Consider the following 23,605-nt stretch of genomic DNA (forward strand, 5'->3'; position numbering starts at 1 on the left):
CAGCCTCGCTCAGACGTAGCGGTTGACGAGTGATTCCAGATATTCCTGCCGACCCGAGCGCGGCTGCGGGTCGAAGTCGGGACCGAGCGCGCGATCGGCAAGATCGGCGAGCGAACGCTGGCCGCCGAGAATGGCGCGCCCCTCAGGACCGGCCCATCCCTCGTAGCGTTTCTCGAGCGTCGCGGTGATCGCGCCGGCATCGAGCATGTCGGCGGCGGCAAGGAAGGCCCGCGCGCAGGCGTCCATCGAACCGACATGGGCGTGAATGAGATCGTCGGGGTCGATCGACTGGCGGCGGATCTTGGCGTCGAAATTGAGCCCGCCCGAGGTGAAACCGCCGCGGTTCAGGATCTCGTGGAACACCAGCGCCAGCTCACCCACATTCATCGCGAACTGGTCGGTGTCCCAGCCGAGCAGATCGTCGCCGCGGTTGATGTCGAGCGAGCCGAACACGCCAAGCGCCTCGGCCAGCGCGACCTCGTGGTGGAAGGAGTGGCCGGCGAGGATGGCGTGGTTCTGCTCGATGTTGAGCTTGACGTCCTTCAGCAGATCGTAGCGTTCAAGGAAGCCGTAGCAGGTCGCGACGTCGAAATCATACTGATGCTTGGTCGGCTCCTTCGGCTTCGGCTCGATCAGGATCGGCCCCTTGAAGCCGATTCTGTGCTTGTGCTCGACGACCAGCGAGACGAAACGGCCGAGCTGGTCGAGCTCGCGCTTGAGATCGGTGTTGAGCAGCGTCTCGTAGCCCTCGCGGCCGCCCCACAGCACATAGTTCTGGCCGCCGAGCCGGTGCGTCACTTCCAGCGCGGCGCGGACCTGGCCAGCGGCATAGGTGAAGATGTCGGGGTCCGGATTGGTCGCGGCGCCCGCCATGTAGCGGCGATGCGTGAACAAATTGGCGGTGCCCCATAGCAGGCGGACTTTTGCCGAGGCCATTTTCGTTTCGAACAGGTCCGCGATCGCGTTGAGATTTGCGACGGATTCGCTGAGCGAGTTACCTTCCGGCGCCGCATCGACGTCGTGGAAGGTGAAGAAGGGCACGTCCAGCAGGCGGAACAGCTCGAAGGCGACATCAGCCTTGGCCTGTGCCATCGCCATCGCATCGGAGCCGTGATGCCAGGGCCGCAAAAAGGTTTCGCCGCCGAAGGGATCGCCACCTGGCCAGCACAGCGAATGCCAATAGCAAACCGCAAAGCGCAAGTGATCCTCGAGCCTGCGGCCATGCACCAGCCGATCCTTGTCGTACCAGCGGAAGGCATGCGTGTTGGCCGCATCCTTGCCGGCAAAGGTGACAGGCGTGCTGGCATCGAAGAATTTGGCTGACGCGTTCACTTAAAGACTCTCCTTCAACGCGGGATAAAGCGCGCGCCAGCGGCGATAGGCCTCGTCGTAGGCCGCGGTCACGGATGCGCGGGGCACGAAACTCGCGAGCCGGCGCGGGCGGGTGCAGACGTCAGCCGGATCTTCGCCGGTGGAGGCAAGGCGCCCGAGCCGGGCAGCACCGAGCGCGGCCCCGACCTCGCCTTCCTCGACGCGGTGGACGGGAATGCCGAGCACGTCGGCGCAGATCTGCGCCCACAGCGGCGAGCGCGAGCCGCCACCGACGAGATCGAGTTCGGGAATGGGCCCGCTCGCCGCGCTCAGTGCCGCGAGATTATCGCGCGCGGCGAAGGCAACGCCTTCGAGCACGGCCTGCACGATCTGGCTGCGCCCGGTGGCACCGCGCAAACCGACAAAGGCGCCGCTGGCGGCAGCATCGTTATGCGGCGTGCGTTCGCCGTCGAGATAGGGCAGGAACTTGACCGGGCTCGGCCCGTCGACGTGCGCGCCGAGCGGCGCCAGCAGCGCCGCAGCCGGCGTCTCCATCACGCCTGAGAGCCAGGCCAGCGAGGCCGCAGCCGACAGCATCACGCCCATCTGGTGCCAGAGACCGGGCAGCGCGTGGCAGAAGGCATGCACAGCGGAAGCCGGCGCCGGCGCGAAGCGATCGGTGACGCGGAACACGACGCCCGATGTGCCCAATGAGAGGAAGGCATCGCCGGGGGCAATCGCGCCGAGCCCGATTGCGCTCGCAGCGTTATCGCCGGCGCCGCCCGCAACCACGACATCTTTCGCCATGCTCCAGCGCTGCACGAAGTCAGGCGCAAGCATTGCGCTGACCGCGCTGCCTTCGACGAGGCGCGGCATGTGGTGCAGATCAAGCCCGGTGGCTTGCAGCAGCTCCGAAGACCAGCGGCGCTGGCCGACGTCGAGCCACAGCGTGCCGGCGGCGTCCGACATGTCCTCGACCATCTCGCTGGTGATGCGGTAGCGGACATAGGCCTTCGGCAGCAGCACCTTTGCGACGCGCGCGAAAATATCGGGCTCATGCCGCGCGACCCAGAGCAGCTTCGGCGCGGTGAAGCCGGGCATCGCCAGATTGCCGGCGATCGCGTGCAGCGATGAACAGCGCCGCTCCAGCTCGACACATTCAGCCTGCGAGCGGCCGTCGTTCCAGAGGATTGCAGGCCGCAATGGGCGACCGTTCTCGTCCAGCAGTGTCGCGCCATGCATCTGGCCTGACAGCCCAATGCCGCGGACCTCAGCGACCTCACGCGGATGACGATTTGCGAGGTCATCGACCGCGCCGGTCGCAGCATCGACCCAGGCATCCGGATCCTGCTCGGACCACAGCGGCGCGGGATGCGACAGCGCAAGCTCGCGCGCCGCCGTCGCGACGACAGCGCCGGCTTCGCTCACGAGCACCGCCTTCACACCTGATGTGCCGACGTCCAGTCCGAGATACACGCCGTCCTCCCTTTTGCCTGTCGCGGTGTGCGAGCTTGACGTCGCCTTTTCCGCCACGCGCCGTTCGAAGTCCCGCTGCCGCTACGGCAGATTGTCCCGCATCACGATGTCGATCCTGATCTTCTCCTGTTCGCGCAAAATCGGCTCGCCGCGGGCGAGCGCGAGCAGCACGCGCACGGCGGCACGCGCCTCATGTCCGGGGTTCTGCGAGATCGCGGCATCCATCACGCCCTGGAGCAGCAGCCGGCGCGTCAGCGCCGTGACGTCGTGCCCGACGAACACGACCTTGTCGCGGCCGGCCTCGCTCAACGCCTTGGCATTCAACGCTTGGGCAACGCCCTGTGTGCCGGCGCCGACGTTATAAAGGCCGACAATGTCAGCATGCCTGCCCAACAGCCGCGACAGCAGCTGCTCGGAACGTTCGTCCTCATCGCGTCCCTGCAGCACCGGCAGCACGCTGAGGTCAGGAAATTCCGAGGCCATCACCTGGTTGAAGCCGAAGATGCGCTCGGCATGGTCGCGCAGGCCCTGCGATCCCGCGACGATCGCGACCTTGCCGGACCGCCCGCCGGCCAGCCGCCCGACCAGCGCGCCGGCGGTGCGCCCTGCCGCGATGTTGTCGATGCCGACATAATGGTGGCGGCGCGAGGACGGCACGTCCGACACCAGCGTGACGATTTTGGTGCCGGCATCGACGAGATCATTGATCGCGGCACGCACACCCGGATGGTCGAGCGCGACCACGGCGACGCCGTCGTAATCGCCCGACAGCGCCTCCAGCGAGGCTGCGAGCACGGAGGGGTCGAATACGTCGGTTGCGACCATCTCGACATTGAGGCGACGGGCCGAAAGCCAGGCCGACATCTCGCCGAGATAGGCCTCGATCTGCTGCATGAACGGGTTCGGCCCTGATGGCATCACGAAGGCAAAGCGGCGGGCGCGGCCACGGGCGAGCTCGGCGGCCGCCACATGCGGCTGGAACGCATTGCGCTCGATCGCCTCCCTGACGCGCCGGACGGTGTCCGGCCGCACGCCCGGGCGGTTGTGCAGGACCCGGTCCACTGTCGCGAGACTCACGCCCGCCTGGCGGGCGATGTCCTTCAGCGTCAGCGCGTTGGCAGCGAGAGTCTCGGCCATGCCTGAAGGCTATCAGAGGCGTTTTGAGGTACGCAACTCATTTTGAGGGGAAAAGCGACAGTCTCGAGTCCGGGTTGCACCGGGCCGTGGCTAGCCGCCGGTCAGATCCAGCGTCAGGAACAGGCTGTTGGGGTCCTCGGCATAGCCTTCGAACGGGCCGCACAGCACAAAACCGTGCGCCTGGTAGAGCGCGTGCGCGGGCTTGAAATAGGTCCAAGAGCCAGTCTCGAGGCTGAGCCGCGACAGACCGCGCACACGGGCCTCGGTGATGATGTGGCGGAGCATCTGGCCGCCAAAGCCGCGCCGCCGCGTGGTCTGAAGCGTGTGCATCGACTTCACCTCGCCATGGTCGGCCGAGAGCGTCTTCAGCGCGCCGGTGGCGACCAGCGTGTCGCCGTCCCAGCCGGTCCAGAACGCGACGTCGCTCGCGCGCAGGCCCGCCAGGTCGAGCGCATGGGCGCTGCCCGGCGCGGTCTGTGCCCGCGCCGCCGTGACGTGATGGTCGAGCAGCGCGATGACGCGGGGATCGAAAGTGTCGCCGGTCCGGATCTGCATCGTCACGGTCTCACTCCGCTTGAAAGCCGCTTCTGCATGAGGACCATATCGAGCCAGCGGCCGAACTTGCAGCCGACCTCAGGCATGCGGCCGACCTCGGTAAAGCCGAACGACGCGTGCAGCGCGATCGAGCCGGAATTCGAGGCCTCGATCGCGGCGACCATCGTGTGCTTGCTCAGCGCCGTGGCCCGCTCGATCAACGCAATCATCAGGCCGCGGCCGATTCCCGCGCGATGATGCCGCTCATCGACATAGACGGAATTCTCCACCGTGTGCCGATAGCCGGGCCAGGGACGGAAATCGCCGAACGAGGCGAAGCCGACCACATCGCTGCCCTTCATGGCGACCAGAACGGGATAGCCGGCGTCCCATCGCGCGCGGATCCACGCGCGCCGCGAATCGAGATCAACCGGGCCATCGGTCCACACCGCGGTGGTGTTGATCGCGGCATGATTGTAGATGGCCAGAATGTCCTCGGCATCCTCCAGCATGGCGTCCCGCACGATCAGCGACATCACATTTTCCCGTACGATGTGCCGCGCCGCGTGATGATGACGTAGCGCGCGTCATGTTTGGTTTCATTCTCGAAGGTCACGGAGCGCATGACATCGAAGTCGAGGCAGTCGCCGTCACGCAGCCGCACCGCCTTGGCGTCGATATGCACGCAGACCGCGCCCTCGAGCATCAGCAGCTGCTGGGTGAAAGCGTTGCGGCCCCAGGGGCTGTAGGAGACGCGCGCGCCGGCCGGCAGGTCGACAACGATGATCTCGATGCCGCTTGCCGCATCCGGCGGCGAGGCATGACGCCGCCGATAGCCGCTGTCGGGATCACGCCAATGCGGCTGGTCTGCCAGCCGCATCAGCCGCTCCGGCGGCTTCTCCGCGAGCGCGACGACGTCGCTGAGCGTGACATCGAGCGCCGCGCAGAGCTTGTTGAGCAGCGCGGCCGTCGCACTGCTCTGCGCCCGCTCCACCCGCCCGATCATGGCCCGGCTGACGCCGGAGCGCGCTGCGAGTTCGTTCAACGTCATGCCCGCCTGCGTCCTCAGGGTCTTCAAGCGACGACCGATCGCACGGTCGAGTTTCTGCTGGTCCATCTCTTTGCAGGTCCTGATCTTCATCCGAACATCGCCCGACACGAGGACCGCACCCGCCGGGGCGACGCAGAGCTTAAGCCGGGAAAGGTGCGCGTGCGGGGTGTGTGAGGCTAATATATTGGAATATTAGGCTCACGCATCGCGCCTTGCCGCAAGCGCGTGGCAGGCCGGATACGACAGAATGGCTATGGAAATCCGCTAGACAAGAAAATCCGACGCCGCGCCGTGGGCCTGCGGGATCAAGGATCCAGGCGAGAAGTGAAGCGTCATCGCATGATGACCCGCATCGGTCAGCGTCAAAATGCCGGTCTGATAGTCGAAAGCCTCGTTGACCTCGGTATCGAAGCCGTCCAGCACCAGGGTCGTGCCCGGCGTATAATTCGAGATGACACCCGATGTTTGTTTGGCATCGGGTTCGAACACAAATGAGTCCGTACCGGTCAGAACGACATTGCTGCTCAGATTGCCGGTGACCACCAATGTCCCGTTGTTGACATTGACAGCTCCAGACCCGCTCAAATTTTCGACCTTGAGCACGCCACTGTCCAGGACCGTGCCGTTGTTGACGAAATTGCCCGAGACATCCACCTCGCCGCCGGTGTGCACATTGACGATGCCGCCATTGGTCAACCCATTCCTGAAGTCGATCGTACCGCCCTGATTGGCGGCGATCGTTCCGAGTGCATTGAACACGGCGTCGTCGAAATGGAGCGAGGCGTGCATGGCTTCGATCAGGCCGTTGCTGGTGACGGCATTGCCGGTGTTCACGCCAAGCGGCTGCGACCCGTTCGCATCGAGCGTGCCGGAGAAGCCGATATCCAAGGTGAGGCTGTGATCTCCGCTTCCGATCGTGCCGGCGCCGTCGATCGCGCCGCCTTCAAGGTCGAGCGTGTGATGCGCACCACCGTTCAGGATCAGGGAGCCCGGGTCGAGCCTGATCTCGCCATTGCCGATAATTGTGGTGTCGCCGGTCAAGACCATTTTCGCGGCGTCGAACAGCTCGATCCTGCCGCCATTGTTCAGCGTGCCGCTGACATCCAGAACGCTTCCGGCGCTGTCGTCAAACGCGGCGCCGGCCTTGAGTGCCACATTGTTGAAGGTGTTGGTGCTGCCTGCAACGGATTCGATAACTCCACCCGATGCCGCGTGCAGCGACACCCCGTCCAGATGCACCTTGTCGAAGGTGACGGTGCCGCCATTGGCGACGATCACACCGAGGGAACCGCCGGTGATCGTATCGTTCACGAGCGCAAGCACCGCCTTGGTTTCGTCCAGCGAACCGACATTATTGATCGTGCTGTTGCTGATGACACCGGCGCTGCCGGTCTCATGCAAATTACCGGTTACGGTGATATTTACCGTTGCCCGATCAATCGATGTGAAGCCAGTCGAGCCAGTGACGGTCAGAACACCGCCGCCGGTGGTATCATTCACGTCGGTGACCTCGATCGCGACGTTCTTTGTGGTGATCTTTGTCCCATCGCTCACTGCTATGGTGACGTCATAGACGTTGTCGTGGTTCGCGTCTTTCGGCGCTTCAAAGTCGGGCGCGGACTTGAACGTCACATTGCCTGTCGCCGACACGTCGAACAGAGCCGCGTCGGCACCGGAGAGCGAATAGGTCAGCGTCGGGCCGTCCACGTCGGTTGCCGCGATGTGGTAGGCGACATCAGTGCCATTCTCTGCGAAGCTTGCCGTCGCCCCCGAGCTGATCACAGGGGCATCATCGATTCCCGTCAGCGTCACGGTGATGGCCTGCGTCGTGGTTCCACCGTGGCCGTCGTCGAGAGTCAGGGTGAAGGTGTCGGCATGGGTCTGCCCGGCCGCGAGCGGCGCGATGTTGGCGCGGGAGACATCATAGCTCCACGTCACCTTGCCATCGGCGTCGTTGACGATAGCCGTGAGGGTACCGAGATTGCCGTTTTGCGAGGCCACCGAGACCGTGTGAATGTCGGTCTTGTCGGCGTCGGTAAAGAACACCGCCCCCGATGTCGAAACATGGGCGGCGCCATTGTCTGTCAGACTGGCTTCCGTAACGGACGACTGGCCAATATCTTTGACGAAGATGTCGGACGTGCCGTTGGTATCGCCCGGCACCAGATTGCTGGCTGAAGACTCGAATATCAGCTTGGTACCATCAGCCGAGAAGCCGGGAAGCTGGCTGTAGCCATTTGCCGGCGCCCCGCTCGCGTTGGTCGAGACAACCGTGACGGCCCCGGTGATCAGGTCCTTCACATAGACCTCATAGCCGTTGACACCCGGCACGAGATTGTCGGCAAGTGAATAGAACGCAATCTTGGTGCCGTCAGGCGAGAACACGGGCTTCTGGGCTTCGCCATTGTTCTGCGGAGCTCCGCTGGCATTGGCCGATACCAGCGTGATCACGCCCGTGGTCAGATCTTTGACGACAATGTTGCCGATTCCGATATTGGAACTACCCGGCACAAGATTATCGGCGAAGGTATAGAATGCCACCTTGGTGCCATCAGGCGAGAACACCGGGTCGTAGCTGCCGCCATTCCCATGAACCCCGCCGGCGCTGTCCGACACCAGTGTCGTGGCCCCGGTGGCGAGATCCTTGATGTAGATCTCGTTGGTGGCGCCGAACCCTGTGGTTGACCCGAACACGATTTTGCTGCCGTCGGGCGAGAACGAGGGGGCGAAAGTAAAACCATTCTGATCCCCACCGTTGCTGCCGGCTCCCCCGTTGTAAGGACTGGTCCCCACGAGCGTTATCGCGCCCGTGGTCAGGTCCTTCACGAAGATGTCGCGCAAATGGTCGGTATCATCGGGCACGAGATTGTCGGCATCGGAATAGAACGCAACCTTGGTGCCGTCAGGCGAGAATATCGGGTTGGTGCTCTGGAGGCCGTCCGCCTGTGTTCCGTCGGCGCTGGTCGACACACGCGTGACGGCGCCGGTGGTCAGGTCCTTCACGAAGACGTCCCAAGCGTTGTTGGTATCGCCCGGCACCAGATTGTCGGAAGCCGATACGAACGCAACCTTGGTCCCATCGAGCGAAAAAACCGGCTGGTAGCTCCAGCTGTCCCCCTGTACTCCGCTGGCATTGGTCGACACGAGCGTAATCGCCCCGGTCGTCAGGTCCTTCACGAAGACGTCGGGTCCGCCGTTGGTGTCGCCGGGCACCAGATTGTCGGCATAGGATTCGAACGCCACTTTCGTGCCGTCGGGCGACAACACGGGCTGGTGACTTTGGTCATCCGCCTGCGCCCCGATTGCGCTGGTCGACACGCGCGTGACGGAACCGCCGCGACCATCGTCGGCGGTGAAAACAGGTGCTGAGTTTGTCATCAATGCCTCCGTTGACCCGGCAACAGGCCGGACCAGGACGTCTTGCGAGATAGTCAGAAACAAAAACGCGGCACCAATGAGCCCCTGCGAACCAAGGCAGGTTTAGTGCCCCTGGATGACGAACGCTTGATGTCGCTCGATTCGTCATCGTGACAAGGCTTGCTGGAGAGCGACCTTGCCGAAGTCTTTTCGGTCGACGCGGTGAGCGTGAACGGGTTCGGCCGCTGTGGTTATTTTGAAGGCTGCCGCGCTGCACGCAAGCAATCGGACTGCGCCGGCAAGCTGCGCCATCCTGAAATGCGGCGCGAGCGGCGATCCGCTCCGTCGCCAAAAATCGGCCGCTTGAACCGACGCTGGGGCGACCGATGCCCTTGGCAGATCTGCGGCCCTTCATACCTCCGGACAGGCCAGGGGTCGGGGGAACGCGCAACAATTCGGACAACGGACCGATTGGCGCAGGATCGTTCGTTCAGATAATTATCGGATTTCGCTCTCGAAATTCACGCCATCGGATGTCCTGCATGAGGACTTCACCAAATCAGCGGCCATGACGTTCTTTGGAGCGGGCGAAGGGAATCGAACCCTCGTATGCAGCTTGGGAAGCTGCCGTTCTACCATTGAACTACGCCCGCGGATGCGCATGCAGCGCCCGTTCTGATTAGCCGAGACGGCGCGTCCCGCCAAGCGGTTTGGCGCACCCGGCCGGATGCTTCTTAACGATTCAGTAAGATTCCAGGTGCGCGGGATTGTGGCGGTGTTATGATCTCGTGTCGGGGGAGAAACGTGCACTGAGTGGGGCGTGTGCATGGTGGGGCGTGGCTACACGATATTCGACACGGCGATAGGGCGCTGCGGCATCATCTGGAGCGGCACCGGCGTCGTGGCCGTGCAATTGCCGGAGGCGCGGGAGATCGACACCCGCCGCCGGATTTTCCAGGTCCATCCGGAGGCGCGCGCGCAGCAGCCTCCGCCCAATGCCGAGCTTGCGATCGAGGGCATCGTCGGCCTGCTGCAGGGCAGCGATCCCGATTTTTCCGATGTCAGCCTGGATGCCGGCGGCGTGCTGGCCTTCAGCCGGCGGGTCTACGAATACACCTGCACGATCCCGCGCGGGGAGACGCGCACCTATCACGAGATCGCCAAGGCGCTGGGTGCCTCCGGTGCCGCCTATTCGGTGGCGCAGGCGATCGCCAAAAATCCCTACATGCTGATCGTGCCGTGCCACCGGGTGCTGGAGGCCGGCAATTACGCCGACCGGATCTCGCCTTACGGCGGGGTGATTTCCAAACGGCGGCTGCTGTCGCTGGAGGGCGCCCATCCGGTCGCCAGCAAGACGCTGTTCGAGGTGCTGCTGCCCGTTGCTCCGCCGCGAGCGCCCACCTAGATAGTCAGGATGGACGCAACCACGCTGCTGACGACACGCGCGATGACCGTCTCCGAGTTCCGCTGCGATGCGGGGCCGGGCGACACGCCGTTTGCCGAGTGCCGCACCGGCCATTCCATCGCCTATGTCCGCTCCGGCAGCTTCGGCTGCCATTGCCGCGCCGGCTTCTTCGAGCTGGTGGCAGGCGCGATGCTGGTCGGCGCGCCCGGCGACGAATACACCTGCACGCATGAGCATGTCAGCGGCGACGTCTGCCTGTCGTTCTTCCTCAGCGATGATCTCGTCGATGCCCTCGGCGGGCGGCGCGAAGCCTGGCAGGTCGGCGCGACGCCGCCGTTGCCCGAGCTGATGGTGCTGGGCGAGCTCGCCCAGACGGCGGCAGATGGCAACAGTGACCTCGGCCTCGACGAGGTCGGCCAGATCCTGGCTGGCCGTTTCGTCGAAATCGTCTCCGGCAAGGCGCGCAAGCCGGCAACGCCGACCGCGCGCGACCGCCGCCGCGCGGTGGAAGCGGCACTGTGGATCGACGACAATTCGCATGCCGAGGTCGATCTCGAACAGGCAGCAAGGCAGGCGGGCCTCAGCCCGTTCCACTTCCTGCGGCTGTTCTCGGCCGTGCTCGGCGTCACTCCGCATCAATATCTGCTGCGCTCGCGGCTGAGGCACGCCGCGCGCCTGCTCACCGAGGACGACATCGCGGTCACCGACATCGCCTATGACGTCGGCTTCGGCGATCTCTCCAATTTCGTCCGCACTTTCCACCGCGCCGCCGGCATGTCGCCGACCAAGTTCCGCCAGGCCTCGCGCGGGAAGCGCAGGATTTTCGGGAAACGCCTCGTCCTCAACTGAGACACGCTGGCCGGATGGCAGGTAACCGTCTGTTGACCAGACGGGTGCGACGCACTGGCGCTTGCGGCACATCGCGCGTTATTACAACCGAAGGGCGATTTGGCGCCCCTTCAGGCGGCGAGCCGGCGGATGAACAGTGCCTCGATTGACGTGATTGCGGCCACGCTGGTCGCGCTTGCCGTCGGCCTCGCCTTCATCGCGGGTTGTGCCGTCTATTACGGCCGCCAGATCGGCTTGCGCAGGATTCCGATGCAGTGGGGCACCGACGGTCAGCCGGCCTGGTTTGCACCGCGCCTCATTGGACTCTGGTTCAGCTTCGGCGTCACGGCGGCACTTTCCGCGTTCCTGCTCGTCCTCGCCCTTCATGCCCCGCAAAAGCTCACAGCCTTGATCGTCGCCACGATCAGCGTGATCGGAACGAACATGTGGGTGCAGGTCTATCATCTGAGACGAGTGATCCGGTGGCAGGGGGAGACACCGGCAAACTAGCCGGAATGCGCAAGATTCTCCAAGAGTGGCTTGCCCTCACCTGACTAGGTTCCTCTCCGGCGTGCGCCATTTGCGGCGCGCATTGCAATGGAGACGACCATGTACGACCACATCGGACTTCGCGTTGCCGATCTCGATGCCGCCACGCGCTTCTATACAGCGGTGCTGGCGCCGCTCGGCTATGTCCTGTGCTCCAGCGGCGACGGCTATGCCGGCTTCGGGCCGAAGGGGGAGCCGGCGCTGTGGCTGCACCTCAATAAGGGGCGGAAGGCCGACGGCGCGCACATCGCGTTTCGCGCCGGGAATCATGACGCGGTCAAGGCCTTTCACAGCGAGGGCCTGAAGAGCGGCGGCCGCGACAATGGCGGCGCCGGGCCACGCAAGGACTACAGCCCGACCTACTACGCGGCGTTCCTGATCGATCCTGATGGCAACAATGTCGAGGCGGTTTGCGTGTGAGCACTTCGGTCTCCTCCGTCATTGCGAGGAGCCCTTGCGACGAAGCAATCCAGACTGATTCTGCGGGGACATTTCCGGATTGCTTCGCTGCGCTCGCAATGACGGTGCTTGTGGCGACGACCTCTCGAAATCAAGGATACCCACCCATGGCCTCCATCCACAACGACATTCCTCTCAACGCTTCGGCCCGCGACGTCTGGGATGCGGTGCGCGACTTCGGCGCACTGCCGCAGCGGCTGGCGCCGGGCTTCGTCACCGCCTGCACGCTCGACGGCGATGCGCGCATCGTCACCTTCGCCAACGGTTCGGTGGCGCGCGAGGTGCTGGTCGATTGCGACGATGCGCGGCAGCGCCTCGTCTATGCGATCAACAACGAGCGGCTGAAGCATTACAGCGCCTCGGTGCAGGTGATCGCCGAGGGTGAGGCGAGGTGCCGCCTCGTCTGGATCATCGACATGCTTCCAAACGAGCTTGCCGCCTATGTCCAGGGGCAAACCGGGGAAGCCGTGGCCGCGATCCACAGGGCTTTTCCATCCGCGGCGGCCTGACAGGCCTCTGTGATTTTTCTCACAGAGCCCGCTCCTCCCCGGCCGTAACCATGACGGCGTGCGTCCGGTTGGCTCCGCTCTCCCGGCGAAGCCACGCACGCGAGGAGCATGCCATGAGAGGTGCGGACAAGGTGATCTGCCAGGCAGCCGCCGTGCTGCTGTTGTTTTCGGTCGCGAGCACGCCGGCAAAGGCGCAATTCGCGGGCCTCGGCGGAGGCGCCGGCGGCGAGGACATGATGACCCAGATGGCGCCGATGCTGGAGATGATGAAGGCGAAGATGGGCAAGCGCCGCTTCGCCATGCTGATGCAGACCATGGGCCCGATGATGAGCCGCATGATGGAGAACGGCGGCGGCGGGCTCGGTGGTGGTCTTGGCGGCATGATGGGCGGCGGCCTCGGCGGCGGCAATCTCGGCGGCGGCTTCGGCGCGCCCAATTACGGCGGTTACGCGCCGATGAGCGGAGGCGGCTATATGCCGGCCGGAATCGGCGGCATGGGCGGCGGCGACATCATGGGCATGCTCGGCGGCTCAGGCGGAGGCGACATGATGGCGATGATCCCGCAATTGATGCGCCTCGCCAATGTCGGCGGCGGTGGCGGCCATCGTCGCCACAAGCATCGCTAAAGCGGATAGATATCGCCGCTGCGTGACAACCCTGGCAACGCGGCAACCACCCTTCGCGGAGCACGAAGGATGGTTGCGCCGGGCCGGCGGATGGGGCGCCGCCGGTATCAGATCCGATCGTTGAGGAGGACGCCGGAGAGCGAGGGATCGCGTGCATCCGTCGCGTCGCTGGATTGTGTCGCGCTGTAGGTCGGATCCGTGAGCGAGTTCTTCAGCGACTGAAGAAATTGTTCAAGCAGGTCCGTCGCCGACTTGCCGCTCGACGAACTGTCCGTGGTGGTGGTCGAAGACGAATCGCTTGCACTCGTCGTGTCGCTCGATCCCGTCGTGCTGGACGAGGTCGAATCCGTGAGCAGGCCCTTCAGCGAATCCAGGAATTGCTGAAGCATGTCGACCACCGAATTGCCGCTTGACGAACTGTCCGTGGCGTTGGCCGGAGGAGGCCCGCCGGGCGGCGGTCCGCCTGCTCCACCCGGACCACCTGCCCCACCCGGTCCCTGCGCAAACGCCGACTTGAAGATGCCTTGCAGCTCGGTGGCCTGCTGGTCGGTCAGCTTGCCGTCCGAAACTTCCTTCTGGATGAGATCGTCGATCCTGGACTTGAACGCGTCAGCCGACGATCCGCTACCGCTGGATTGATCGCTCGCGCTGCTCGATTGCAAGGCGGAGTCGATGTCGCTGAGCGCGGACGACAGTGCCGACTGATCGGACGAATCGATCGTGCCGGAACTGACTTCCGTTTGCAGTTCATCCTGCAATCGCTGCAACGGCGATGCGTGATGGTGGTGGGAGGAGAGCGCCGAAATCGAGGTCATGATGCCTTTCCGTGCTTCTGGTGAACTCGACGCGACGTTCTTCCCAGGAGCTGGCGCGGAGCCTTCGGCAAAGGGCAGTCGTGGTTACCCGGCATTGCCAGGTGGCTGATGGAAATATTCAGAAACAAAAATCCGGCAAGCGCGCCTAATCCGCCGCCGCCGACAGAGCCGGCCGGATCGCGGGCTTGCGCTCGCGCGGTCCCCAGCGCGTCAGCACCACGCTGGAGCAGGAGAGCAGGCCGAGCATGACCATCGAGCTTGCGGCCAGCCAGAAGAAGCTCTGCGCGGTCGCCTCATGCGTCGACAGCCACCAGCCGATCGTCGCGATGTAGATCAGCCGCGCGGTCTGCGCCAGCACCGGGCCGATCACCTTGGCCGCCCCTTGCGAGGAGAAGTACATCGTCGAGGCAAGCCCGATGAAGGCGTAGAACGGCGCCACCGTCGACAGATATTGGTGGCTGGTGGCGCGCACCGTCGCGCTGTCTGTAAAAATATTGACCCACAGATCGGGGAAGGCCGCGACCAGGCATGCCGGCGCACCGACGGCAACGAAGGCGCTCGCGCCTGCGATCCAGGCGATGCGCCGGGCGCGCGCAATGCGGCCAGCGCCGATCGCCATGCCGACCATCGGCACGGAGGCGATGCCGAACGAGAACGCGATCGAGGTCAGCAAAAATTCGAGCCGCGCGCCGATGCCGTAGCCGGCGAGGATTGCGGTGCCGAACTTGGCCAGCATGTGGGTGAAGATCGAGATCGTCAGCACCGATTGCAGCGGCGAGAAGCAGGCGATCGCGCCCACTTTCAGGATGTCGAAGAACATCGCCCATTGGATGCGCAATCCGCGCAGTTTTGGCACGACCCGGGCGCGGCCGGAGAACAGGTACCAGCCCATCACGCAGATGTTCATGGAATAGGCGGTCAGCGCGCCGGCGGCGACGCCGCGCATGCCGAGCTGCGGCATGGGTCCGAGCCCGAGCCCAAGCGTGCCGCCGAGCACGATCTGCCAGACTGCGGAGTTGAGGATCAACAGCGACGGCAGCTTCATGTTGCCGGTGCCGCGCAGCACGCCCGCCATGGTGTTGAGCAGCCAGGGCAGCACGGCACCGCCGAAAAACACCTGCGTGTAGGCGATCGCATGCGTCAGCACATCGCCGCGGCCGCCGAGCATCTCGAGCACTTTTGGCCCGAAGATCAGCATGCCCAACATGAAGACGAGGCCGAAGGTGATGCCGATCAAGAGCGCATGCATGGCAAGCGTGCCGGCGCGCTCGCGATCGCCGGCGCCGAGCGCACGCGCGATGGCGGAGGCCACCGCGCCGCCCATGGCGCCGCCCGACATCGTCATGGTCAGGATCACTGTCGGAAACACCAGCGCCATCGCGGCCAGCGCCTCGACGCCGAGCCGGCCGATATAGGAGGTCTCCGCGATCACCACGCAGGTGCCGGCCGAGAGCGCGATCACGTTCGGCCAGGCAAGCCCCAGCAGCGTGCGCAGGATCGGCCCGTCCGTCAGCGCGCTTTTCACCGGACGCGGGGGCGACGGCAGCGGACGCTCTTGTTCATCGACCGGGATTTCGGCGATGTCGGACATGTCCTCTCCCGGGCAGAAGCGCCATTTGCAGCGCAGCAATCACTTGGTGTGCCAATGAATTTCATCGCGCGAAGCGCGCGGCGAGAGCTTGTTAGCACGGCAATTGCCGATTCCTCCTGCGCCGGGTGCAGGCGTGCCCTGCGGCAGCGCATTTCAGTGGGTGGAATTAACCGATCGTCCACAGCAGCGGCGGCCGCCCGCCCGCCGTCGGACGCAGGTGCACGCTGATGTGCCGACCGCATCCGGCAGCGAGGCCTTCGAACAATCCTTCCAGCACTTTTGCGCAGGCGTGGTGATAGTCGGACACATCTTCCATCAGCTTCCAGCTCTGCTGTCGGATCTCGAACGTGCCTTCGGACTTTGTGATCTCGGCCACATCGTCCTGCGCGGCGAATAGCGAGTCGAGGAACGATGCGAACTCGATCGCGCCACCACGAGTCGCTGACAAGGCAGTGGCGACTTCATCAAAATATTGCATGCCGATCAGCTTGCCGGTGAGATGCAGGAGATAGCCGGCATCCTCAGGTCCGAACAGCTGCACCAGCACGGGCGCGGCGGTGCGGACATATTCCATCGCGTAGTTGCGATAGGCTTTTTCAAGGCGCGGTTTCGGCCAGCTCGCAACAGGCAATGCCGGCGCGGTCTTGGCATCGAACAGCGGCGCCTCCAGATGCCGTGCGAACACCAGCCGCTGGTCGATCTCGAGCGGATGGTCGTATTGATGATAGTAGCCTTCGAGCCCGTCCTGGCCGTCGACACTCTGCTTGGTGCAGACGAAGCCGAGCCTGGTATCGCCGAGCGCGACGCCATTATTGGCGTGCCAGCCGCGCAGCATCGCGCGGCTCACCTCGCCCGGCACGCCGCAGATCGCGGTGCCCTTCCAGATCCAGCGCGGCGGCGGATAGCGGATCCACGCCTTGACGTCGCTCTCATGCATGTACTCGACATGCACGCCGCCGATCCAGTTGGAGAGATAGTGGTACTGCGCAGCAGCGACCGCCGGCGGCAGATGGCTGAGGCCGAGCTTTTCCAGTCCCGGCAGGAAACGCTCCTGCTGCTGGCGGCGAAACACGCGGAAGACGAACTCGGCGGCATCGGGCGTGCCGCGGCGGGTGACGACGGTGAGGATGAGGCCGGTGAAGTAAGCGTGATAGAGGTCGGCGACCGCGCGCCAGCGCTTCCATTGGGCTTCCTGCGCGGTGTCAGCTGCGGCAGTCATGTTCGCTCCCGGCTTGTTGTTTTGCGGGAGTGTGTCATCGCGGATGGGACGGCGCAACACGCCACACATTGGTTGTCATCGCCCGCGAAGGCGGGCGATCCAGTATTCCGAGACGGAAGTGATTGAATCGAAGGGCCGCGGCGTACTGGATTCCCCGCTTTCGCGGGGAATGACAGCGGAGTGTGTGGCTACACCCGGAAATGCTTGCTCAGCTTCAACCCTTGCGCCTGGTAGTTCGAGCCGATGCGCTGACCGTACATCGCGTCGGGACGCGCCAGCATCTTTTCGTAGACGAGGCGACCGACGATCTGGCCGTGCTCGAGGATGAACGGCACCTCGCGCGAGCGCACTTCCAGCACGGCGCGCGATCCCTGCCCGCCGGCGCCGGCATAGCCGAAGCCGGGATCGAAGAATCCGGCATAGTGCACGCGGAATTCGCCGACCAGCGGATCGAACGGCACCATCTCCGCGGCGTAATCGGGCGGCACCTGCACGGCCTCTTTCGAAGCAAGGATGTAGAACTCGCCGGGATCGAGGATCAGGCTGCCGTCGGGACGCGCCGACATCGGCTCCCAGAAATCTTCGACCGCATAGCCGGAGCGGCGATCGACGTCGACGACGCCGGTGTGGCGCTTGGCGCGGTAGCCGACGAAGCCGCTCGCCTTCTCGCCGGAGAGATCGACGGAGACGGCGACGCCGCCCGAGAGATCGGCATCGTCGATGTCGACGAGACGCTCGGCCGCATGCAAGGCGTCGAGCTCGTCGGAATTGAGGATGGCGTCGCCGGTGCGGAAGCGCACCTGCGACAGCCGCGAGCCCTCGCGCACCAGCACCGGAAACGTCTTCGGGCTGATCTCGGCATAGAGCGGGCCGTGATAGCCGGCGCCGATCATGTCGAAGCGGCGGGTGCCGTCGGCGATGACGCGGGTGAAGACGTCGAGCCGGCCGGTGGAGCTTTTGGGGTTTGCGGCCGCGACGATCTCCGGCGGCAGCGCCAGGCTCTCAAGCAACGGCACGATGTAGACGCAGTTGGTCTCCAGCACCGCACCGTCGGCGAGGCTGAACTCATGCAGCTTCAATTCGTCGATGCGTTCGGCGACGGTGGCGCCGGGGCCGGGCAGGAAGCTGGCACGCACACGATAGGCGATGTCGCCGAGACGCAGGTCGAGGCTCGCCGGCTGGATCTGGCTCTCGACGAAGTCGTAGGCGGGCAGGATGAGGCCTGCCTCCGCCATCGCCGCGATCATGCGGTCGGGCAGGATACCATTGGCGTCGGCGGCGATCGTGAAGCTCAACCGGGGGTCCTCGTCAGGGGTCAAATGCATCCGGACATACAGGAAATACTAGTCTTTTACGGCTATCCGATGGACGCCTTGACGGAAAGGCCATTGCGGAATATGAGCATCACTTATCCCGTGGTGATTTGAGCCGGCCGGCTTGCAGCCACGTTAAATAAGTCGCTAAACAGGCCGGGGACCTCTGTGATCCCGGCCCGTGGTTTTATCCAGGCCGGTTTTTTTGTGACCATTTTCGATGGTCACTTGAGGAGGTCCTATGTCGAAGTCCCCGGCGCCCACCGCGCAATATCGTCCCGAAACCCGCCTGGTCCATTCCGGCACCCTGCGCTCGCAATATGGCGAGACGTCGGAGGCGCTGTTTTTGACCCAGGGCTACGTCTACAACAGCGCCGAGGAGTGTGAGGCGCGGTTCAAGGGCGAGGACCCCGGCTTCATCTATTCGCGCTACTCCAATCCGACCATCTCGATGTTCGAGCGCCGCATGATCGAGCTCGAAGGCGCCGAAGCGGCCCGCTCGGCCGCAACCGGGATGGCCGCGGTGACGACCGCAATCCTCGCGCCGCTCAAGGCCGGCGATCACGTCGTGGCATCTCGCGCCCTGTTCGGCTCGTGTCTCTACGTCATTCAGGATCTGCTGCCACGCTACGGCATCGAGACCACGCTGGTCGACGGCTCCGACCTCGACCGGTGGCAGCGTGCGCTCAAGCCCAACACCAAGACGTTCTTCCTGGAGAGCCCGACCAATCCGACGCTCGACGTGCTCGACATTCCCGGGATTGCCGAGATCGCGCATAGCGGCGGCGCGCGGCTCGTCGTCGACAACGTGTTCGCGACGCCGATCTGGCAGAGCCCGCTCGCGCTCGGCGCGGACGTCGTGGTTTATTCCGCGACCAAGCACATCGACGGCCAGGGCCGCTGTCTCGGCGGCATCATCCTGTCATCGGAAGCCTTCATCGCCGAGCACCTGCACAACTTCATGCGCCAGACCGGCCCGTCGATCTCGCCGTTCAACGCCTGGGTTTTGCTCAAGGGCCTCGAGACGCTCGGCGTGCGCGTGCGCGCGCAGACAGAGACGGCGGGACGGATCGCCGACGTATTGGCGGACCATCCCAAGATCTCGCGGCTGGTCTATCCCGGCCGCGCCGATCATCCGCAGGCAGCGCTGGTGAAGAAGCAGATGCGCGGCGGCTCGACGCTGGTCGGCTTCGAGGTGAAGGGCGGCAAGCAAGGCGCGTTCCGCGTGCTCAATGAGCTGAAGCTTGCGAAGATCTCGAACAATCTCGGCGACGCCAAGAGTCTCGTCACGCATCCGGCGACGACGACGCATCAGCGTCTGAAGCCGGAAGACCGCGCCGCGCTCGGGATCAGCGAGGGGTTCATTCGCTTCTCGGCGGGGCTCGAGCATGCCGACGATCTGATCGAGGATCTGACGGCGGCGCTGGAGAAGGCGTGAGTTTGAATCGTAGGGTGATTAGCCCGCGGCTGCGCGAAGCGCAGTCCGCTGGCGTAATCCACCTACTTCGTTCGGCAGTCGTTGATGCATGGTGGGTTACGGCTTCGCCTGACCCACCCTACGGCACCGAACTACATCGGCCGGTACGTCCGCACATCGCCCGGCACGTTCACACCCAGCTTGATCTGGCCGACGGAGCGGATGATGTCGTCGCCGAGCAGCTGGGCGAAGCAGGCATAGCCCCAGTCGTTCATGTGCAGGCCGTCGGAGATGACGAAGCTCTCGACCGGGATCGATTGGTTCTCGTGCCAGTCGCGCATCACCTCGAAGCGCGGGAAGATGCCGACGTGACGGAGCTCGGCGACCTTGCCGAGCAGCTTCACCATCTTGCCGGCGCTCTCCTTGCGCTGGTTGACGGCCGGCGAATATTGCGGATCGACCAGCACGATGTCGGCACCGCCGGCGGCCTGGATGCTGGCGATGCCGTCCTCGACCATCTTGGCGGTGTCGCCGGGATCGAGGTTGCGCAGCACGGCGTTGGTGCCGACCTGCCAGATCACGAGATCCGGGTGCACGTCGATCACCTCCTTCTGGAGGCGCTTCATCATCTCGGGCGCGTCCTCGCCGCCGACGCCGGCATTGATGATGGTGATGTCGGCGGTCGGATATTTCCGGCGCAGCTGCGCAGCAAGACGGTTCGGATAGTTGAATTCCGGTGAGCTCGCGCCGTAGCCCGCGGTCGAGGACGATCCGAACGCGACGATCACGACGGGCTTGCCGGCGACGAGCTTGTTCGCGACATGCGGCAGCGAACCCATCGTCTTCGAGCCGCCCTTCGGCGCCAGGCACGGCACGCGGCTGAAGATGTCGCCGGCGGATTCTGCGACCTGCCTCACCTTGTCGATCGCGCGCGCGGTGATGCCGCGCTGTTCGGGGGACGTCGCGGCAACGGTGGTCTGGGAGGGCGATGCAGGCGCGGGATTAGCGGCCTGTGCGGGTGCGGGCGTAGCCTGCGCGGCCTGTGCCTGCGCACGCGACTGCGACACCGGCGTCAACAACAGCAGCAGAGCCGCGGCAGGCGCAGCCATCCATGCCATCAGGCAAAAAGGGCGGAAAGAACTCATTAACGCTAGACCTCAATTTTGCTGCTGGGCCGGACCCAGATGGGCGGCGTCAATCACGAACTGTGCCAACGCCCGGCCAAGGCAATCATGGACCTGCTTCGCCAGCTCAGGCCCGCGGGACGGGCTGAACAGGTCGAACTGACCCTGATCATTCCACTGCCGCATGATCGCGAAACGATCGAACAGCGGGACGTCATGCTCCTGGGCCACCACCCGCATATTGTCGAGATAAGGCGGCACCGAGATCATGGTTTCGGTACGCGGGCTGTACTGCAAGTTCATCAACACGACGTCAGCCCCTGCATTTTGCAATGCGGAAACCCCTTCGGTCACCGCGCCGCGAAAATCATCGGGATCGATGGCTCGGATAGCATCCACGGTCCCGGTCTGCCAGATGACCAAAGTAGGCCTTTTTGCTTCCATCAGCTTAACGAAGGTGGCGGCGGCCTCCTCTGCCGTCTTCTTGCTCTGTATTTCTACGGAGACGTGCACCGGCTCCTGCGGCGGCAGCTTGTCCTTCAGGATGGCCTGCATGCGCGCCGGATAGGAAGCGTCCTCGGAGGACGGAATCGTGGTCGAACGGCTGCCAATGACCAGGATTTCGAGCGGTTTGCCTGATTTGATGGCCTCGCCGACCTTGGGAAGCTGGCTCTCGCTGCTGAGCAGATAGGCCGGCAATTCGCAGGCGGGGGGCGTTGCGGGAGCCGCAGGCGCAGCATCGCCCGCACGCGCCGCAGGCGCGGCGAGGCTACCGCATAGCAGGACCAGGCTCAGGAGAACCTTCGCCTTCATCAGCCCCCTCCCGCCAGATCGGCGTTGCCGACGGCGTTCTTGGTTTTCGCACCGCTCTTGTCAGCTACGCGCTTGTACCACGAAATCACCCACGCAACGCCCCACATGATCAGGATTCCGGAGAGGCTAATCACCGCATGCATGGCGGCGCCGCCGGAGACTTCGGCCAGGATGAAATGACCGGCGAAGGCGAGGAAGACGCCGAGGCAGAATATCTCCAGGGAGTGGGAGCCGCACAGGATCAGCGGCCGCAGCCAGGGCGATTTCAGGCCCGGCCAGTCCCGCGGCAGGAAGCGCACGGTGAGCGCGGCCAACGCCAGGAAATGCGTGAAGCGCAGCACGTCGAGGTCGGTCTTGTCGATCGGATACATCCACTGCTCGAGCCGCTTCGGCATCAGATGGGACAGCTGCGGCACGTACCAGGTCAGCGTGACATAGAACGCCGCCACGATATAGGCGATCGATATCCACATCGTCACCGGTGAAGCCAGAATACGCGACATGCGCCGCGCACCTCCGAGCGCACACCATGCACCGAAGACGAAAAGCAATTGCCAGGCCAGCGGATTGAACGCCCAGAAGCCGTTCGGATAGGCGGAGAAATAGAGGTCGTATTCCCAGGTCACTACGTAGAGCGCGGCGGACAAAGCGAGCGTGAGGTCGGGCTTCCACTTCATCGACCACAGGATCACGGGCAGCGCCAGCATCAAAACGATATACAGCGGCAGCACGTCCATGTTGACGGGACGGAAGCGCAGCAGCAGCGCCTGCACGATGGTGACGTCGGGCTGCTTGAGGAAGTCCATGATGCCCATCTCTTCGGTGTAGAGCGGGTTCTCGAAACTGGTCGCGACGTAGGAGATTTCAGCGAGGAAGATCGTGAACAGGAAGACGTGCGCGACATAGATCTGCCAGACCCGCCGCAGGATGCGCGCGGTGGCGATGACGACGCCGCTCTCCAGCATCGCGCGGCCGTAGACGAAGGCGGCAGTGTAGCCGGAGATGAAGATGAAGATCTCGGTGGCGTCGCTGAAGCCGTAATTGCGGATCGTGAACCAGGTCAGCAGGCTCGGCGGCAGATGGTCGATGAAGATCAGCCACAATGCGAGGCCGCGGAACAGGTCGAGCCGGAGCTCGCGCTCGCCGATGGCGGGCAGCGAGATGGCGGGTGCGGCGGCGCGCGGCTTCGCCTCCACAGGCCTGGCCTCCGCGGACTTGGCACCGGCGGTTCCCGCGATTGGCGTTCCCGTCACTTGGTCGGCAATGGTCATCGGGGCCTAAAAACCCTTCCGCAAATCGCGCCGTTGATAAGGAGTGTACCGGTCCGGCCGTCGTCTCGCAAAGCGGCCGGATCACATAAGGGTGTCTTCTTTAGGGGGTGTACTTCTCCGCGAATTCGGGCGGGACGATGTCGCGAAAGCGGCCTGCGGCGTTTGGTTCCCGGCCGGGTTTTCGTTATGATGGCAGCCATGTACCGCGCCGTGACCCGCCAGATCGAAGTGACCGTCGAGCCGAACTTTGTTCCGGAACAGTCGTCGGCCGACCGTTCCCGTTATTTCTGGTCCTACACCATCGTCATCACCAATTCGGGCGAGGAGACCGTGCAGCTCAAGACGCGGCACTGGATCATCACCGACGCCACCGGCCGCCAGCAGGAGGTCAAGGGTGAAGGGGTGGTCGGCGAGCAGCCGACGCTGGCCCCCGGCGAACGCTTCGAATACACCTCCGGCGTCCCGCTCACGACCGCCTCCGGCTTCATGACCGGCCGCTACCAGATGGTCAGCGAAACCGGCGAGCGCTTCGAGATCGACGTGCCGACGTTCTCGCTGGACAGCCCGGACAACAAGCGGGTGTTGAATTAAAGCGGTGCCGGCGGTGCCGTAGGGTGGGCGAAGGCGCAGAGCGCCGTGCCCACCATTTCGATCGTCGCGCACAAGAGGGTGGGCACGCTTCGCTTTGCTCACCCTACGATATTGGGGCACTTGGCGAGCAACCTCCACATCGTCATTGCGAGCGCAGCGAAGCAATCCAGAATCCCTCCGCGGAAAGACTCTGGATTGCTTCGCTGCGC

22 protein-coding genes, 1 tRNA gene and 1 riboswitch are annotated in these 23,605 nt (G+C 64.4%); of the genes, 8 read left to right on the forward strand and 15 right to left on the reverse strand.

Annotated features, from left to right (window positions below; translation table 11 throughout):
- Positions 1 to 9 precede the first annotated feature (9 nt).
- From xylA to AC1RR3_RS26190, 8 genes are all read right to left on the reverse strand, one after another.
- Positions 10 to 1,332: a xylose isomerase gene (gene xylA, locus AC1RR3_RS26155; RefSeq protein ID WP_492826014.1), complete on the reverse strand. Its 1,323-nt coding sequence runs from the start codon at positions 1,330 to 1,332 to the stop codon at positions 10 to 12.
- Positions 1,333 to 2,787: a xylulokinase gene (gene xylB / locus AC1RR3_RS26160; RefSeq protein ID WP_492826016.1), complete on the reverse strand. Its 1,455-nt coding sequence runs from the start codon at positions 2,785 to 2,787 to the stop codon at positions 1,333 to 1,335.
- A gap of 81 nt (positions 2,788 to 2,868) precedes the next feature.
- The gene (locus AC1RR3_RS26165) at positions 2,869 to 3,924 is read right to left on the reverse strand and encodes a LacI family DNA-binding transcriptional regulator (RefSeq protein ID WP_492826018.1); all 1,056 of its coding nucleotides are present in this window, start codon (positions 3,922 to 3,924) and stop codon (positions 2,869 to 2,871) included.
- Between the two features lie 90 nt (positions 3,925 to 4,014).
- Positions 4,015 to 4,479: a GNAT family N-acetyltransferase gene (locus AC1RR3_RS26170; protein ID WP_492826064.1), complete on the reverse strand. Its 465-nt coding sequence runs from the start codon at positions 4,477 to 4,479 to the stop codon at positions 4,015 to 4,017.
- 2 nt (positions 4,480 to 4,481) lie between these two features.
- Complete coding sequence (locus AC1RR3_RS26175) at positions 4,482 to 4,994, reverse strand: GNAT family N-acetyltransferase (protein WP_492826020.1); 513 nt, start codon at positions 4,992 to 4,994, stop codon at positions 4,482 to 4,484.
- Positions 4,994 to 5,575 carry a helix-turn-helix domain-containing protein gene (locus AC1RR3_RS26180; protein ID WP_492826022.1) on the reverse strand — a complete coding sequence of 194 codons (582 nt, stop codon included), beginning with the start codon at positions 5,573 to 5,575 and terminating at the stop codon, positions 4,994 to 4,996. Before AC1RR3_RS26180 ends, AC1RR3_RS26175 begins: the two co-directional genes overlap by 1 nt.
- 198 nt (positions 5,576 to 5,773) lie before the next feature.
- Complete coding sequence (locus AC1RR3_RS26185) at positions 5,774 to 8,887, reverse strand: VCBS domain-containing protein (protein ID WP_492826024.1); 3,114 nt, start codon at positions 8,885 to 8,887, stop codon at positions 5,774 to 5,776.
- Between the two features lie 558 nt (positions 8,888 to 9,445).
- Positions 9,446 to 9,519, reverse strand: a tRNA-Gly gene (locus AC1RR3_RS26190).
- 173 nt (positions 9,520 to 9,692) lie between these two features.
- Here AC1RR3_RS26190 and AC1RR3_RS26195 point away from each other — a divergent pair.
- The 6 genes from AC1RR3_RS26195 to AC1RR3_RS26220 all read left to right on the forward strand — a co-directional run bounded on the left by AC1RR3_RS26195 (position 9,693) and on the right by AC1RR3_RS26220 (position 13,242).
- Positions 9,693 to 10,271: a methylated-DNA--[protein]-cysteine S-methyltransferase gene (locus AC1RR3_RS26195; RefSeq protein WP_492826026.1), complete on the forward strand. Its 579-nt coding sequence runs from the start codon at positions 9,693 to 9,695 to the stop codon at positions 10,269 to 10,271.
- A 9-nt stretch (positions 10,272 to 10,280) separates the two neighbouring features.
- Positions 10,281 to 11,120: a helix-turn-helix transcriptional regulator gene (locus AC1RR3_RS26200; RefSeq protein ID WP_492826028.1), complete on the forward strand. Its 840-nt coding sequence runs from the start codon at positions 10,281 to 10,283 to the stop codon at positions 11,118 to 11,120.
- Between the two features lie 129 nt (positions 11,121 to 11,249).
- A complete protein-coding gene (locus tag AC1RR3_RS26205) occupies positions 11,250 to 11,609 on the forward strand; it encodes a hypothetical protein (RefSeq protein ID WP_492826030.1) in 360 nt (119 codons plus the stop codon).
- 99 nt (positions 11,610 to 11,708) lie between these two features.
- On the forward strand, positions 11,709 to 12,068 hold the full coding sequence (locus AC1RR3_RS26210; RefSeq protein ID WP_026202432.1) for a VOC family protein: 360 nt from the start codon (positions 11,709 to 11,711) through the stop codon (positions 12,066 to 12,068).
- Between the two features lie 146 nt (positions 12,069 to 12,214).
- Complete coding sequence (locus AC1RR3_RS26215; RefSeq protein ID WP_492826032.1) at positions 12,215 to 12,616, forward strand: SRPBCC family protein; 402 nt, start codon at positions 12,215 to 12,217, stop codon at positions 12,614 to 12,616.
- Between the two features lie 113 nt (positions 12,617 to 12,729).
- Complete coding sequence (locus tag AC1RR3_RS26220) at positions 12,730 to 13,242, forward strand: hypothetical protein (RefSeq protein WP_492826034.1); 513 nt, start codon at positions 12,730 to 12,732, stop codon at positions 13,240 to 13,242.
- A gap of 107 nt (positions 13,243 to 13,349) precedes the next feature.
- Here AC1RR3_RS26220 and AC1RR3_RS26225 read toward each other — a convergent pair whose 3' ends face one another.
- The 4 genes from AC1RR3_RS26225 to AC1RR3_RS26240 all read right to left on the reverse strand — a co-directional run bounded on the left by AC1RR3_RS26225 (position 13,350) and on the right by AC1RR3_RS26240 (position 18,192).
- On the reverse strand, positions 13,350 to 14,057 hold the full coding sequence (locus tag AC1RR3_RS26225) for a hypothetical protein (RefSeq protein WP_492826035.1): 708 nt from the start codon (positions 14,055 to 14,057) through the stop codon (positions 13,350 to 13,352).
- A 145-nt stretch (positions 14,058 to 14,202) separates the two neighbouring features.
- Positions 14,203 to 15,648, reverse strand: a complete 1,446-nt coding sequence (locus tag AC1RR3_RS26230) for an MATE family efflux transporter (RefSeq protein ID WP_492826037.1) — start codon at positions 15,646 to 15,648, stop codon at positions 14,203 to 14,205.
- Between the two features lie 166 nt (positions 15,649 to 15,814).
- Positions 15,815 to 16,867: a hypothetical protein gene (locus tag AC1RR3_RS26235; protein WP_492826039.1), complete on the reverse strand. Its 1,053-nt coding sequence runs from the start codon at positions 16,865 to 16,867 to the stop codon at positions 15,815 to 15,817.
- A 188-nt stretch (positions 16,868 to 17,055) separates the two neighbouring features.
- Positions 17,056 to 18,192, reverse strand: coding sequence for a 2'-deoxycytidine 5'-triphosphate deaminase (locus AC1RR3_RS26240; protein WP_492826041.1), 1,137 nt, complete (start codon positions 18,190 to 18,192; stop codon positions 17,056 to 17,058).
- A gap of 80 nt (positions 18,193 to 18,272) precedes the next feature.
- A riboswitch (SAM riboswitch) is annotated at positions 18,273 to 18,352 on the forward strand.
- Between the two features lie 69 nt (positions 18,353 to 18,421).
- Here AC1RR3_RS26240 and AC1RR3_RS26245 point away from each other — a divergent pair.
- The gene (locus AC1RR3_RS26245; protein ID WP_492826043.1) at positions 18,422 to 19,618 is read left to right on the forward strand and encodes an O-succinylhomoserine sulfhydrylase; all 1,197 of its coding nucleotides are present in this window, start codon (positions 18,422 to 18,424) and stop codon (positions 19,616 to 19,618) included.
- Between the two features lie 131 nt (positions 19,619 to 19,749).
- On the opposite strand, the gene AC1RR3_RS26250 is transcribed toward AC1RR3_RS26245, so the two are convergent.
- Genes AC1RR3_RS26250 through AC1RR3_RS26260 form a run of 3 tightly spaced genes read right to left on the reverse strand, consistent with a single transcriptional unit; the run spans position 19,750 to position 22,805 of the window.
- Positions 19,750 to 20,742 (reverse strand): SGNH/GDSL hydrolase family protein, encoded by a 993-nt coding sequence (locus AC1RR3_RS26250; protein WP_492826045.1) that lies wholly within the window; start codon positions 20,740 to 20,742, stop codon positions 19,750 to 19,752.
- A 12-nt stretch (positions 20,743 to 20,754) separates the two neighbouring features.
- Positions 20,755 to 21,534 carry an SGNH/GDSL hydrolase family protein gene (locus tag AC1RR3_RS26255; RefSeq protein ID WP_492826047.1) on the reverse strand — a complete coding sequence of 260 codons (780 nt, stop codon included), beginning with the start codon at positions 21,532 to 21,534 and terminating at the stop codon, positions 20,755 to 20,757.
- Positions 21,534 to 22,805 carry an OpgC domain-containing protein gene (locus tag AC1RR3_RS26260; protein ID WP_492826049.1) on the reverse strand — a complete coding sequence of 424 codons (1,272 nt, stop codon included), beginning with the start codon at positions 22,803 to 22,805 and terminating at the stop codon, positions 21,534 to 21,536. The genes AC1RR3_RS26255 and AC1RR3_RS26260 overlap by 1 nt, the downstream gene beginning before the upstream one ends.
- A gap of 198 nt (positions 22,806 to 23,003) precedes the next feature.
- On the opposite strand from AC1RR3_RS26260, the gene apaG reads away from it, so the two are divergent.
- Entirely contained in the window at positions 23,004 to 23,396 is a 393-nt protein-coding gene (apaG, locus tag AC1RR3_RS26265) for a Co2+/Mg2+ efflux protein ApaG (protein WP_063687726.1), read from the forward strand.
- The last annotated feature ends 209 nt before the right edge of the window (positions 23,397 to 23,605 follow it).

Source organism: Bradyrhizobium sp. GW821-FHT13H05, from assembly GCF_058804065.1.

Coding starts and splice junctions, on each gene's coding strand:
- AC1RR3_RS26255 (WP_492826047.1), bottom strand. CDS start 21,534: ATGAAGGCGAAGGTTCTCCTGAGCCTGGTCCTGCTATGCGGTAGCCTC.
- AC1RR3_RS26220 (WP_492826034.1), top strand. CDS start 12,730: ATGAGAGGTGCGGACAAGGTGATCTGCCAGGCAGCCGCCGTGCTGCTG.
- AC1RR3_RS26230 (WP_492826037.1), bottom strand. CDS start 15,648: ATGTCCGACATCGCCGAAATCCCGGTCGATGAACAAGAGCGTCCGCTG.
- AC1RR3_RS26245 (WP_492826043.1), top strand. CDS start 18,422: ATGTCGAAGTCCCCGGCGCCCACCGCGCAATATCGTCCCGAAACCCGC.
- AC1RR3_RS26165 (WP_492826018.1), bottom strand. CDS start 3,924: ATGGCCGAGACTCTCGCTGCCAACGCGCTGACGCTGAAGGACATCGCC.
- AC1RR3_RS26210 (WP_026202432.1), top strand. CDS start 11,709: ATGTACGACCACATCGGACTTCGCGTTGCCGATCTCGATGCCGCCACG.
- apaG (WP_063687726.1), top strand. CDS start 23,004: ATGTACCGCGCCGTGACCCGCCAGATCGAAGTGACCGTCGAGCCGAAC.
- AC1RR3_RS26195 (WP_492826026.1), top strand. CDS start 9,693: ATGGTGGGGCGTGGCTACACGATATTCGACACGGCGATAGGGCGCTGC.
- AC1RR3_RS26175 (WP_492826020.1), bottom strand. CDS start 4,994: ATGTCGCTGATCGTGCGGGACGCCATGCTGGAGGATGCCGAGGACATT.
- AC1RR3_RS26225 (WP_492826035.1), bottom strand. CDS start 14,057: ATGACCTCGATTTCGGCGCTCTCCTCCCACCACCATCACGCATCGCCG.
- AC1RR3_RS26170 (WP_492826064.1), bottom strand. CDS start 4,479: ATGCAGATCCGGACCGGCGACACTTTCGATCCCCGCGTCATCGCGCTG.
- AC1RR3_RS26205 (WP_492826030.1), top strand. CDS start 11,250: ATGAACAGTGCCTCGATTGACGTGATTGCGGCCACGCTGGTCGCGCTT.
- AC1RR3_RS26185 (WP_492826024.1), bottom strand. CDS start 8,887: ATGACAAACTCAGCACCTGTTTTCACCGCCGACGATGGTCGCGGCGGT.
- AC1RR3_RS26240 (WP_492826041.1), bottom strand. CDS start 18,192: ATGCATTTGACCCCTGACGAGGACCCCCGGTTGAGCTTCACGATCGCC.
- AC1RR3_RS26215 (WP_492826032.1), top strand. CDS start 12,215: ATGGCCTCCATCCACAACGACATTCCTCTCAACGCTTCGGCCCGCGAC.
- AC1RR3_RS26260 (WP_492826049.1), bottom strand. CDS start 22,805: ATGACCATTGCCGACCAAGTGACGGGAACGCCAATCGCGGGAACCGCC.
- AC1RR3_RS26250 (WP_492826045.1), bottom strand. CDS start 20,742: ATGAGTTCTTTCCGCCCTTTTTGCCTGATGGCATGGATGGCTGCGCCT.
- AC1RR3_RS26180 (WP_492826022.1), bottom strand. CDS start 5,575: ATGGACCAGCAGAAACTCGACCGTGCGATCGGTCGTCGCTTGAAGACC.
- AC1RR3_RS26235 (WP_492826039.1), bottom strand. CDS start 16,867: ATGACTGCCGCAGCTGACACCGCGCAGGAAGCCCAATGGAAGCGCTGG.
- AC1RR3_RS26200 (WP_492826028.1), top strand. CDS start 10,281: ATGGACGCAACCACGCTGCTGACGACACGCGCGATGACCGTCTCCGAG.